Annotated in this window: 11 protein-coding genes and 1 tRNA gene; 5 read left to right on the top strand and 7 right to left on the bottom strand. The window is 69.1% G+C overall.

Annotation, left to right across the window (positions count from 1 at the left end):
- Positions 1-15: 15 nt before the first annotated feature.
- Complete coding sequence (locus OG435_RS24570; RefSeq protein ID WP_266879773.1) at positions 16-1,047, bottom strand: hypothetical protein; 1,032 nt, start codon at positions 1,045-1,047, stop codon at positions 16-18.
- A gap of 245 nt (positions 1,048-1,292) precedes the next feature.
- Between OG435_RS24570 and OG435_RS24565 the strand changes: the two genes are divergently transcribed.
- On the top strand, positions 1,293-2,246 hold the full coding sequence (locus tag OG435_RS24565) for a Yip1 family protein (protein WP_266879772.1): 954 nt from the start codon (positions 1,293-1,295) through the stop codon (positions 2,244-2,246).
- An 80-nt stretch (positions 2,247-2,326) separates the two neighbouring features.
- On the opposite strand, the gene OG435_RS24560 is transcribed toward OG435_RS24565, so the two are convergent.
- Together OG435_RS24560 and dcd are read right to left on the bottom strand one after the other, a co-directional pair.
- Positions 2,327-2,851 (bottom strand): phosphoribosyltransferase, encoded by a 525-nt coding sequence (locus OG435_RS24560; protein WP_266879770.1) that lies wholly within the window; start codon positions 2,849-2,851, stop codon positions 2,327-2,329.
- The gene (gene dcd, locus OG435_RS24555; RefSeq protein ID WP_243330723.1) at positions 2,848-3,435 is read right to left on the bottom strand and encodes a dCTP deaminase; all 588 of its coding nucleotides are present in this window, start codon (positions 3,433-3,435) and stop codon (positions 2,848-2,850) included. The genes OG435_RS24560 and dcd overlap by 4 nt, the downstream gene beginning before the upstream one ends.
- 455 nt (positions 3,436-3,890) lie before the next feature.
- Here dcd and OG435_RS24550 point away from each other — a divergent pair.
- Positions 3,891-3,964, top strand: a tRNA-Gly gene (locus OG435_RS24550).
- 116 nt (positions 3,965-4,080) lie between these two features.
- Here the strand turns inward: OG435_RS24550 and OG435_RS24545 are convergent.
- From OG435_RS24545 to OG435_RS24530, 4 genes are all read right to left on the bottom strand, one after another.
- Positions 4,081-4,854 carry a hypothetical protein gene (locus OG435_RS24545; RefSeq protein WP_266879767.1) on the bottom strand — a complete coding sequence of 258 codons (774 nt, stop codon included), beginning with the start codon at positions 4,852-4,854 and terminating at the stop codon, positions 4,081-4,083.
- A gap of 2 nt (positions 4,855-4,856) precedes the next feature.
- Positions 4,857-5,597, bottom strand: coding sequence for a helix-turn-helix domain-containing protein (locus OG435_RS24540; RefSeq protein ID WP_266879765.1), 741 nt, complete (start codon positions 5,595-5,597; stop codon positions 4,857-4,859).
- 564 nt (positions 5,598-6,161) lie between these two features.
- Entirely contained in the window at positions 6,162-6,764 is a 603-nt protein-coding gene (locus OG435_RS24535) for a DoxX family protein (protein ID WP_266879763.1), read from the bottom strand.
- A 108-nt stretch (positions 6,765-6,872) separates the two neighbouring features.
- Positions 6,873-8,144 (bottom strand): APC family permease, encoded by a 1,272-nt coding sequence (locus OG435_RS24530; RefSeq protein WP_266879761.1) that lies wholly within the window; start codon positions 8,142-8,144, stop codon positions 6,873-6,875.
- A 246-nt stretch (positions 8,145-8,390) separates the two neighbouring features.
- Here OG435_RS24530 and OG435_RS24525 point away from each other — a divergent pair, with 246 nt between their 5' ends.
- Genes OG435_RS24525 through OG435_RS24515 form a run of 3 tightly spaced genes read left to right on the top strand, consistent with a single transcriptional unit; the run spans position 8,391 to position 11,460 of the window.
- Positions 8,391-9,515, top strand: a complete 1,125-nt coding sequence (locus tag OG435_RS24525) for an efflux RND transporter periplasmic adaptor subunit (RefSeq protein ID WP_266879759.1) — start codon at positions 8,391-8,393, stop codon at positions 9,513-9,515.
- On the top strand, positions 9,512-10,198 hold the full coding sequence (locus tag OG435_RS24520; protein ID WP_266879757.1) for an ABC transporter ATP-binding protein: 687 nt from the start codon (positions 9,512-9,514) through the stop codon (positions 10,196-10,198). Before OG435_RS24525 ends, OG435_RS24520 begins: the two co-directional genes overlap by 4 nt.
- Positions 10,195-11,460 (top strand): ABC transporter permease, encoded by a 1,266-nt coding sequence (locus OG435_RS24515; protein ID WP_266879755.1) that lies wholly within the window; start codon positions 10,195-10,197, stop codon positions 11,458-11,460. Before OG435_RS24520 ends, OG435_RS24515 begins: the two co-directional genes overlap by 4 nt.
- The last annotated feature ends 5 nt before the right edge of the window (positions 11,461-11,465 follow it).

Raw genomic sequence — 11,465 nt, 5'->3', positions numbered from 1 at the left:
CCGGGCCGGTCCGGGTCAGGCCTGGTCGGACCGGCTGCGGCGCAGCATCGCGAAGCCGAGGCCCCCGGCGCCCACCGCCGCCATGCCCCCGCCGGCGGCGAGCAGCAGCGTGCCGTCGGCGTGGTCGGACACCGGAGCGACACCCTCCGCGCCGGCCTTCACGCCGCCCTTCGGCACGACCCGCTCCACGGCCTTCTTCTCGACCGGCTTGGCGACCGGCTTGGCGACCGGCTTGGCGACGGGCTTCGCGTCCTTCGAACCGCCCTTGTCGGCCTTGTCGACCTTGTAGGTCGCGATCAGCTTGCCGCTGGTGAAGTCGTAGACCCAGCTGTTTCCGCCGTTCTTGCCGTCGATGACGACGAACTTCACGCGCTTCCCGTCCTGGACGAGCTTGTACGTCCAGCCGTCGTTCGTCGCGGTCGGGTGCTTCAGGTCGATGGTCCCGAGGAGGTTCCCGTTCGGCATCGAGAGCTCGACGCGCTTGCCGTTCGGGCCGTCGATCAGCCGCGCGTTGCGCCCGTCGGGCATGGCGACCTGGACGGAGTTCTCCCGCTCCTCCACCGGCTTCGGCTTCTCGACCGGCTTGGTCGCGCCCTCGACCCACGAGGTGACGGTGCCGTTCGGCTGGAGGACTACGTGCAGCCCGTTGTTCTGGCCGCGGGCGGCCTTGCCGTCCTTGCTGACCAGGGTGTCCAGCTTGGTGCCACCGGCGAAGATCTCGGCCTCGAAGTGGCCCTCACCGATCTGGTAGACCCGGGCGACCGATCCGTCGGCCAGCTTCACGGTCGTCACGTAGGCCCGGACGGAAGGCTTCACCGGCGGGGTGGTCGGCGGCGTGGTGGGGGGCGTGGTGGGCGGGACGGTCGGGTCCACCTGCGGCTGCTGCGGGTCCACGGTCGGCTGCTCGACGCCGGGCAGGACCTGCTGGTCCGGTACCGCCGGGGAATCCGCGAAGGCGGACCCGACCGGAAGGGCGAGGACGGCGGCCGCACCGGCCACGACGGCGGCGGTACGGAGGGTGGTGCGACGACGGTGCGGGCTACGCATGACGGGGCTCTTCTCGTGCTCGTTCGTGCTTCGTTGCGGTGGCTGCGTCAACGAACTTACGGAGCCGGTATGTCCGTATTCAGTCGGAAATGTAACAGGGATCAGCAGACTGCCGCGCAGCCACGTAACCCACCCTGAGAAGGCCCTCCAGGTACCCCCTAGGGGATGTCACAGCTCAGCCGCAAAGGGGGCTTCTTCCGGCACCCCGGCCCTCCATCGGCTCCGGAGCGGGTACTTTCGATCACGTGGCTGGATTCAGGATCGGACGCGGCCGGGACAACAACCGCACCCCGCAACAACCTCCGCGGCAGCAGCCGTACGGTCAGCAGCAGGCGCCCCAGGCGCCGCCGCCGTACGGCCAGCAGCCCTACCCACCCCAGCAGTGGCCTCAGCAGGGCGCCCCCGGGGACCAGGGCGAGCCCGAATACTTCGACCCGCACGGCGGCCACGGCGGCCAGGGTCAAGGCCAGGGCCAGGGCCAGGGCCAGGGGCAGGGGCACGACCACGGATACGGCTACGGCCGTCCCCCCGCCCAGGGAGCCGGCGGCCCGGGCGACTCACCGGGGTACACGCAGGCCTTCGCCATCGGCGAGGACCCGTACTCGTACAACCAGGGCGCGACCTACCAGGCGGGCGCCCAGGCCGCCGGCCCCACCGGGCCGCGGCTGCCGTGGAAGGAGCTGCTCCGCGGCATCGTGACCCGCCCGGGCCAGACCTTCCTGCAGATGCGCGACTACGCCGTCTGGGGGCCGGCGCTGATCTTGACCTTCCTCTACGGCACGCTCGCGGTCTTCGGCCTCGACGACGCCCGCAAGGACGTCATCGACAGCCCCTTCTCCCAGGCCGTACCGATCGTCCTCTCGGCGGGCGTGGCCTTCGTGATCTGCGGCCTGATCCTCGGAGCCGTCACCCACACCCTGGCCCGCCAGCTGGGCGGCGACGGGGCCTGGCAGCCGACGGTGGGCCTGTCGATGCTGGTCGTGAGTCTGACGGACGTACCGCGCCTGCTGTTCGCCATGTTCCTGAGCGGCGACAACATGCTCGTCCAGATCCTGGGCTGGGCCACCTGGGTGGCGGCCGGGGCGCTCTTCGTCTCCCTGATCAGCAAATCGCACGACCTGCCGTGGCCGAAGGCCCTGGGCGCGTCGGCGATCCAGCTGATCGCCCTGCTGTCGATCATCAAGCTGGGCACGATCTAGCGCACGCGCACACGCAGAGGGGCCCGCCACGCACACCGCGCGGCGGGCCCCCTCTCACATCTCACGTCCCACGCCTCACGTCAGGCGTCGAGAACCTGCCCCTCACGCTTCACGACGGGCGGCTGCGTCGACCACGGGAACTCGATCCACTCGTCGGTCTTCTTCCACACGTACTCGCACTTCACGAGCGAGTGGGACTTCTCGTAGATCACGGCGGACCGGACCTCGGCGACGTGCCCGAGGCAGAAGTCGTGCACCAGCTTGAGCGTCTTGCCGGTGTCGGCGACGTCGTCGGCGATCAGCACCTTCTTGTCGGTGAAATCGATCGCCTCGGGCACGGGAGCCAGCATGACCGGCATCTCCAGGGTGGTCCCCACCCCGGTGTAGAACTCGACATTCACCAGGTGAATGTTCTTGCAGTCGAGCGCGTACGCCAGACCACCGGCGACGAAGACGCCGCCGCGGGCGATGCTCAGGATGATGTCGGGCTCGTAGCCGTCGTCGGCGATGGTCTGCGCCAGCTCGCGCACGGCCCGCCCGAATCCCTCGTAATCAAGGTTCTCGCGCACTCCGCGGCTCACTCCCTCACTCACTCCGTCACTCATGCCTCGTGCCTCACCTGGGTCCGGTGGAAGTTCTGGAAGGACCGCGAGGCCGTCGGGCCGCGCTGGCCCTGGTACCGCGATCCGTACCTCTCGCTCCCGTACGGGAACTCCGCGGGCGAGCTGAGCCGGAACAGACACAGCTGTCCGATCTTCATACCCGGCCAGAGCTTGATCGGCAGCGTGGCGAGGTTCGACAGCTCCAGCGTCACGTGCCCGGAGAAACCCGGGTCGATGAACCCGGCGGTCGAATGGGTGACCAGCCCCAGCCGTCCGAGGCTGGACTTCCCCTCCAGTCTGGAGGCGATGTCGTCGGGCAGCGAGATGACCTCGTAGGTCGACGCGAGGACGAACTCACCCGGGTGGAGGATGAACGCCTCGTCACCCTCGGGCTCGACCATCCGGGTCAGGTCGGACTGCTCGACCGCGGGATCGATGTGCGCGTACCGGTGATTCTCGAAGACCCGGAAGAACCGGTCGAGACGTACATCGATACTGGAGGGCTGCACCATCGACTCGTCGAAGGGGTCGATGCGAACCCGTCCGCTGTCGATCTCGGCCCGGATGTCTTTATCAGAGAGAAGCACGTCCCGAGGATACGCAGAGCGCGCGGGCCGCCCCAATCGAGGCGGAACCCGCGCGCCGGGTGTCTACCGCTTCGGCGCCGCTCCCACGGGCACGGCATGCCGCAGCCGCGCACAGCGCGGACACCTCAGCAGCCGACCCGGCCCGATCCGGCCGGCACCGAGGTGCTGCAGCGGGAACGAAGCGGTGCTGAACACGTGCCCTTCGGCACAACGGACGACGGTGTGCTCCATCGAGTCCCTTTCCCCAACCAGCCGTACTGCGATGAATCGCCACATTAGGGGATGAACAAGACCCACTCCAGCCGCCGCTCCGCACGCACACGGTACGCCCCAACTCCCGCCCCCACGCCCCTCCGTGCATCCCACACGCGACACCACTCCCGGGACGAATTCACCAGGGGTAGATCATGGGGTAGGGTGAGAAACGATAGCGCTCCAGACAACTGGACGCCTATGCGGATGTAGTTTAATGGTAGAACATGAGCTTCCCAAGCTTATAGCGCGGGTTCGATTCCCGTCATCCGCTCCACGACAAAGCCCCAGGTCAATGACCTGGGGCTTTTGTGTTGCCTAGACCTATTCAGGAGTCCCGCACCACTTGTGCACCACCTTGACGGCGACGAGGTCGCGGGCCTTCGGCTGTTCTCACGTCGTCACAGGCGGAGACAAGAACGCGTACATGGCCTGGCCGTCCGCCCGGGCGCCCTCGTCGGCCAGTTGACGCCAAGCTGCGTGCTGCGGCTCGCTCAAGGCCTTCGCGAACGCGAGCTTCTTACGGTCGCCCTTGTCGAGTTGATCTCTGAGTTGCAGTGGATTGGCGGGCAACGAGAGCAAGAACGCCAGATCGCGGTAGTGCCGCTCCGGTGAAGCGGTCTTGATGCTCACCGCTGCAGCCTTCGCCACGATCGCCCCCAACAGGCTGGGGCGACGGATCCGGCCGGTCCGCGGCCCCAGTCGCACACTCACAGCCTCGGTTCTCCGCGCAGCCTGACGGCCCCCTGGCACCTCCAGCGTGCGACCGGGCGGCGTCGTTGTGAGGTCTGCACGGGGGCCGAGGTTGTCAGGCGCCAGCAGATCCACCACCAACCGCTGTGGCTCCACACCGCGCTGATAGCGGTGCAACAGATTGCCCTGCGGCGACATGCCGGCGGGGGAGAATCCGAGCCGTTCCAGCGCCGCAACCAAACGGCGCAAGCTCTGCTGGTCCGACTGCACGTCAGCCAGGACATCCAGGTCGGCGCTCGCCGCCGGTGGGGTCCGACCGTGCTCCAGGCCGTGCAGGAGCACCATCTGCCCGCCGATCAGCGACCAGGCGTCCGGCACCTGCTCCGCAAGGTCGAACAGCACGCCCCACAACTCCACCAGCGGGCTGGTGAACAGGTCCGACTCCAGTCGTACGTCGGGCAGATCAGCCGCCATGATCACACCTTCCGAGGCTGCGCGTAGCGAGCCAGCAGAGACTCAAGCAACCCGGCTGCGGCAGCGTCGGCTCGGCCCTCATGGCGGTCCAGCAAGTCGGCCGCCACCACTGAGGCGGGGACGTCACGGCCCTGCCCGGGCGTTTCAGACCTTGAGGTCAGGAACGGCCACATCTCCGCCGGGGGGATTCGGACCGAGACATTGCCCCGCCCTTCGTCACGGACCATGCCGAACTCGGCTTCCAGCTTGTCAAGCCTGTCGGGATGTACGTAGATCTCCGCACGCCCGAGAGCGACGTAGTCCGCCCCCGCCTGCGCCGCGGCGCTCGCTCCCCCCCTCACCACATCCTGAGCGGCGAGCAGAACCGGCAGTACGCCTGAATGAACGCGGTACGAGCGAACCTCGGCGCGGGCAGCAAGAAGCTCCTGGAGCAGGTCCGGCGCCAGTTGCCCGTGGGCAAGGAGATTCCGCAACCGCATCCGCACCCGGGACTTCTCGGCATCGGACAGACCCACCGGCTGATGGCCGTCCAGCACCGCCAGAACGCCCCAGGCATTGCGGGCCGACAGCGGTCTCCGCGAACGAGGGCCACGGTCCTTGCGATCCCGGACGCTGTCCCCTGCGACCAGCCAACGACCTCCGACTCGTTGCCCTTGGAGCTTTCCGTCATGCAGCAACTGACGAACACGGGAGTCGTCCACCCCGAGCAGGGCCGCAGCCTGTTTCACCGACAGAAATTCCATGCCCGCCTCCTTGCGCCTCCTCTCACGGACCAAGGAGAGAACACGCAACCAGTCTCTCGCCCCGGTCCCCTTGCGTCAACTCTCACGTTTTCGGGAGGCAAGGCGCAATCACCGACGCGGCGACGCACGATCTACCTCTGTGGCACGTGGCCCTCAGCAGCAACCCTTGGCGATTCGCCTACCGAGTGGGGGAAATGCCCCATCCCGCCAATCCGGCAGACACGTGCCCCATCCGTGCCCTGCGGAGCGGTGAACAGCGGTCCATACGGGCACGCGCAGACCCTCGCGGCAGCTCCCTCAGCGGGCTGTTTTCGCAGGTCAGGCGCATTACAGATACCCCGCCCGCCATAGATTCCCAAGCTTATAGCGCGGGTTCGATTCCCGTCATCCGCTCTTGCAAGAAGGCCCAGGTCAGCGACCTGGGCCTTCTTCATTGTCTAGACCTCTCAGCCCCCACCATGCCCTCCGCGTGCCCCAACTCGCGGAAACGCCCTGCTCGGAGGGCTTTTCGTGCACCACCTGCACCGCATGGCCGCGATGCCGCCTCGGATCGCGAGACTCATTTCACGTGACCTGCGTCACTCTCGCTGCTGATGGAGGGAATTCGCCTCCACAAAGCGACAGTTGATCCACATGCCCATGGGCGCTGCATCTGGTCAACGACGCGCGGGCTCCACATCGGTCGGCGCGGTGCCGTCCGTCCGTCCGGTGGAGGTGGGCGTCCACCGAGTACGCGCCCGCTCCGACGATGAGCAGGAAGAGACTGCCGCACAGTTGGGCGAGATCGGTCCGGGATTCGTGGATGAAGTCCCACCAGCCCGACTTCGCGTCGAAGAGCAGGGCGTCGCCCCAGAGGATCGGCAGCTTGGTGATCAGCAGCGCGCCGAGCATGTTCACGATCATCGGGAGCGTCGCGAGCCGGGTGAGTAGCCCGGCCAGGATCAGGGCGCCGCAGGCGATCTCGAAGGCGCCGTCCAGGGGGGCGAGGAATCCGGGCGCGGGAATGCCGACCTTGTCGAAGCGTCCCGTGCCCAGCTGGTCGGGGTAGAGGAATTTCTGGATGCCCTCGAAGAGGAAGACCGCGCCGACGTACAGGCGGATGAGAACCGTCGCGGCGGGCGCGTCGGTGGCGGTCAGCTTCGCCTGCCAGGTGCTGAGGTGTGCCATGCGGGGATGCCCTCTCCCGACGGGGACGTACCGGGTGCCGAGATCCTCTCGCGAGGCAGAGGGGCAGCTGCGGCAATCCACCGACGGGGAGAGCACGTCGCGGTGCGGTTACGCCTTGCGGGCGGTCACCGCACGGCGTAGCCCGTAGGCGGCGGCGCCGGCGGCCAGAACCGCCGCGCCGGAGATCACCGAAGAGGCGGGAAGGGCAAAGGCGAGGACGATGCAGCCGGTCAGCCCGACGACAGGGATGAACCGCGCCGGGCGGCCCTCGTCCGGGGTGAGCGTCCAGGCGGAGGCGTTGGCGACGGCGTAGTAGGCGAGCACCCCGAAGGAGGAGAAGCCGATCGCCCCGCGCAGGTCGGCCGTCGCGGCGAGAACGGCCACGACCGCGCCCACCACGAGTTCGGCGCGGTGCGGCACCTGGAACTTCGGATGGACGGCGGCCAGCGCGTGCGGCAGGTGCCGGTCGCGGGCCATCGCCAGGGTCGTGCGCGAGACCCCGAGGATCAGGGCGAGGAGCGAGCCGAGCGCGGCCACCGCGGCACCCACCCGTACAACGGGCACCAGCCAGTCCGCGCCTGCGGCCCGTGCGGCATCCGACAGCGGAGCCGTGGCGTCCGCCAGGCCCTGCGGGCCCAGCACGAGCAGGACGGCGACGGCGACGGCGGCGTAGACGACGAGTGCGATGCCGAGTGCGAGCGGGATGGCCCGGGGGATGGTGCGGGCGGGATCGCGGACCTCCTCCCCGAGGGTGGCGATGCGGGCGTAGCCGGCGAAGGCGAAGAACAGCAGGCCCGCCGCTTGGAGCACCCCACTGAAGGTCGCATCGTCCCCGATGTCCAGCCTGGCGGCGTCCGCGTCGCCCGCGGTGAAGGCCGCGACCACCACCGCGGCCAGCACGGCCAGGACCACGGCGACGATGGCGCGCGTGAGCCACGCGGACTTCTGCACCCCGGCGTAGTTGACGGCGGTCAGCGCAACCACCGCTGCGACGGCGATGGCATGAGCCTGGCCGGGCCACACGTAGGAGCCGACGGTCAGCGCCATGGCCGCGCAGGAGGCGGTCTTGCCGACCACGAAGGCCCATCCAGCGAGGTAGCCCCAGAACTCGCCCAGGCGCTCCCGCCCGTAGACGTAGGTGCCGCCGGAGGCGGGGTAGCGGGCGGCCAGGCGGGCCGAGGACATCGCGTTGCAGTACGCCACCACCGCTGCCAGTGCCAGGCCGAGCAGCAGCCCCGACCCGGCCGCGCCGGCCGCCGGGGCCAGGGCCGCGAAGATGCCCGCCCCGATCATCGACCCCAGGCCGATCACCACGGCGTCGAAGACACCCAGGTGCCGCTTCAGCTCGCCCGTACCCGCGGGCCCCGACACCGCGCCCATCACTTGCTCCCCGACCGCACTCCGGCAGATGTACCGGCGCACCGTATAGGAACAAGGTGACGGGACGGGGGCAGCCGTCGGGCAGCGGAGGGCCCTCCGACGCCGTTCCGCTCCAGGATGTCGGACATCCCCATTGAGGCAGTGCCACGGCAGGGATGCACAGCACGTGTCTCATGGCAGATTCACATGTAACCGCTATTGAGGCCACAGGTGCGCGGGCCAGCCTTGCGACCCATGGGATCTGTGATGAGAGGCCGGGCTGTCCTGGTCAACGGCACGCTGGCCGTGCTGCTGGCCGGGGGCATCGGCTTCGCGTACGTGTCGCTCGGCGACGACGGGGCCACGGCCTCGGCCACCACCAGGACCACGGCCGTGATGCGGGGTGATCTGACCGCTTCGGTGGTGGCGTCCGGTGCGGTGGAGAGCGCGACGAAGCGGGCGCTGGCCTTCAGCGGCTCGGGCAACGTGTCGAAGGTCCACGTCGCGGTCGGTGCCACGGTGAAGAAGGGGCAGAAGCTGGCCGAGCTGGACCGGACCGAGGCGCAGGAGGAGCTCGATTCCGCCAAGGCGCAGTTGGCCGTGGCCGCCGACGGCGACACCAGTACCGCGCAGGGCAACGCGAGTTACGTGCAGGCCAAGAACGCGGTGAGCGCGGCCCAGCGGGCCCTCGACGGGACCGTCCTGTACGCGCCGTTCGACGGGACGGTCACCGCCGTGAACGGCAGCGTCGGGGAATCAGCCTCGGCGTCTTCGGGGTCCTCGGGATCCTCGGGATCCTCGGGATCCGCCAACTCCTCGTCGAGCGGCTTCATCGAGCTCGCGGATCCGGGAGCGGTCCAGGTCACGGGCAAGTTCACCGAGGCGGATGCCACCCAGCTCAAGGTGGGGCAGGCGGCGACGGTCACCTTCGCGGCGCTGTCGGGCGTCACGACGCAGGGCGAGGTCGCTGCGATCGACAGTGTGCCGACGACCGAGAACAACGTCGTGACCTTCGCCGTGACGGTCAGCCTGAAGGAGAAGCCGGCCCAGGTGCGGATCGGGCAGACCGCCAGTGCGACGGTCACCGTCTCCGAGGTGAAGGACGCCCTGTACGTGCCGAGCGCCGCGGTGACGAGCGCCGGCGGGCAGACCACCGTGACCGTGCTGGAGAACGGCAAGCCGGTCGTGAAGACCGTGACGGTCGGGATCGCCGGCAGCTCCGGTACCGAGATCAAGTCCGGCCTGAAGGAGGGCGAGCAGGTCAGCATCACGGTCGCCACCGGCACGGGCGGCAGCGGTGCGCAGGTGCCGGGCGGTGGCGGGCTCGGCGGTGGCGGCATGGCGCCCGGCGGCAGTGGCGGTCGCGCCGCGGGCGGCGGTGGCGGCCGATGAGCGCCCCCGTCATCGAGGTCCGCGATCTCACCAAGGTCTACGGGCAGGGCGAGACCACCGTCCATGCGCTGCGCGGCACCAGTCTGACCGTCCAGCAGGGCGACTACGTCGCGATCATGGGCCAGTCCGGCTCCGGGAAGTCCACTCTGATGAACATCCTGGGCTGCCTCGACGTGCCCACGGACGGCCAGTACTTCCTGGACGGCACGGACGTCAGCGGGCTCAGCGAGCAGCAGCTGTCGATCCTGCGGAACAGGAAGATCGGCTTCATCTTCCAGAGCTTCAACCTCATCCCCCGGATGACGGCCCTCGCCAACGTCGAGCTCCCGCTGGCCTATGGCGGGGTCAAGCCGGCCGAGCGGCGCCGGCGGGCGCTCGCGGCCCTGGAGATGGTCGGGCTGTCCGACCGGACCGGACACGAGCCGAACGAGCTCTCCGGCGGACAGCAGCAGCGCGTGGCCGTCGCGAGGGCCCTGGCCACCGCTCCCGCCCTGCTGCTGGCGGACGAGCCGACCGGCAACCTCGACAGCAAATCGACCCTCGATGTCCTCGACATCCTGGACCAGCTCTCGGCATCCGGGCGGACGATCGTCCTGATCACCCACGAGGACGAGGTCGCCAAACGCACCAGGCGCGTCATCCGCCTGGTCGACGGCGACATCGTGGAGGACCGCAGACAATGAACCCCTTCGAAATCCTGCGGTTCGCCCTGCGCGGCCTGGGCGCCAACAAGCTCCGCAGCGGCCTGACCACACTGGGCATCCTCATCGGCGTGGGCGCCGTCATCCTCCTGGTCGCGGTCGGCAACGGCTCCTCCCAGCAGATCCAGGACAGCATCAGCCGCCTCGGCGCGGGAGCGCTGACCGTCTCCACCTCGACCACCGGACAGGGCGGCGGCGGATCGCGCCAGGTCGGCGGCCCGGGCGGAGCCGGAGCACAGCAGCAGAGCGGTACGGGACCGCGTACCCAGGCGAAGAAGCTCACGGTGGAAGACGCCAAGGCTCTGGTCGACCCGGTGAACACGCCGTCGGTCGAGAGCGCCTCACCGGTGGTCAACGCCAGCTCCCAGACCACGACCTACCTGACGACCAGCCACAGCATCGGCCAGTTCGTCGGCAGCGACCCGGCGTACTTCAAGGCGAGCAACAAGACGATCCAGCGCGGATCGCTCTTCACCGCCGAGCAAGTGGCCGCCGGCGCGAAGGTCGCGGTCATCGGCCAGACCGTGGCCGAGGAGCTCTTCGGCCGGGTCGACCCGATCGGCAAGAAGATGAACGTCAACGGCGCCTTCTTCACCGTGACCGGGGTGCTGGCGGAGTCCGGCTCGTCGTCGAGCGGCTTCCAGGACGCCGACGACATCGCCGTCGCCCCCTACACCGCGGTCCAGGGCACGCTCACCAGCTACGGCGCGCTCAGCCAGATCGTCGTGCAGGCCAAGACCCCTGGCGCGGTCGACGCGGCGCAGGCCGAGGTCACCACCCTCTTGAACCAGCGGCACGGCAGCACCGACTTCCAGGTCTTCAACCAGGCCAGCCTGCAATCGGCCGTCGCCGAATCGAGCGAGACCTTCACCGTCCTGCTCGGCGCGGTCGCGGCGATCAGCCTCCTGGTCGGCGGCATCGGCGTCACCAACATCATGCTGGTCACCGTCACCGAACGGACCCGCGAGATCGGCATCCGCAAGGCCATCGGCGCACCCCGCGGAGCCATCCTCGGTCAGTTCATCACCGAGGCCACGATCCTGTCGCTGATCGGCGGAGTACTCGGGGTCGTCGTGGGAGTCGTCGGCGGCCAGTTCAAGATCGTCGGCGTACAGCCGGTGATCGCCCCCTGGTCGATCGGCCTCGCGCTCGGCGTGTCGGTCGCCATCGGCCTCTTCTTCGGCAGCTACCCGGCCAACCGGGCCGCGGGTCTGCGGCCCATCGAGGCGCTGCGCCATGAGTGAGGACA

Origin of the sequence: Streptomyces sp. NBC_01264, from assembly GCF_026340675.1 — a bacterium.
In the GTDB taxonomy this organism is placed as follows: Bacteria; Actinomycetota; Actinomycetes; order Streptomycetales; family Streptomycetaceae; genus Streptomyces.
This window is presented reverse-complemented; position numbering and strand designations above follow the sequence as displayed.

What these genes read in the sequence shown, in the direction of transcription:
- OG435_RS24530 (WP_266879761.1), bottom strand. Translation starts at nt 8,144, where the DNA reads ATGGGCGCGGTGTCGGGGCCCGCGGGTACGGGCGAGCTGAAGCGGCAC.
- OG435_RS24545 (WP_266879767.1), bottom strand. Translation starts at nt 4,854, where the DNA reads ATGGCGGCTGATCTGCCCGACGTACGACTGGAGTCGGACCTGTTCACC.
- OG435_RS24525 (WP_266879759.1), top strand. Translation starts at nt 8,391, where the DNA reads ATGAGAGGCCGGGCTGTCCTGGTCAACGGCACGCTGGCCGTGCTGCTG.
- OG435_RS24560 (WP_266879770.1), bottom strand. Translation starts at nt 2,851, where the DNA reads ATGAGTGACGGAGTGAGTGAGGGAGTGAGCCGCGGAGTGCGCGAGAAC.
- OG435_RS24540 (WP_266879765.1), bottom strand. Translation starts at nt 5,597, where the DNA reads ATGGAATTTCTGTCGGTGAAACAGGCTGCGGCCCTGCTCGGGGTGGAC.
- OG435_RS24535 (WP_266879763.1), bottom strand. Translation starts at nt 6,764, where the DNA reads ATGGCACACCTCAGCACCTGGCAGGCGAAGCTGACCGCCACCGACGCG.
- OG435_RS24570 (WP_266879773.1), bottom strand. Translation starts at nt 1,047, where the DNA reads ATGCGTAGCCCGCACCGTCGTCGCACCACCCTCCGTACCGCCGCCGTC.
- OG435_RS24520 (WP_266879757.1), top strand. Translation starts at nt 9,512, where the DNA reads ATGAGCGCCCCCGTCATCGAGGTCCGCGATCTCACCAAGGTCTACGGG.
- OG435_RS24515 (WP_266879755.1), top strand. Translation starts at nt 10,195, where the DNA reads ATGAACCCCTTCGAAATCCTGCGGTTCGCCCTGCGCGGCCTGGGCGCC.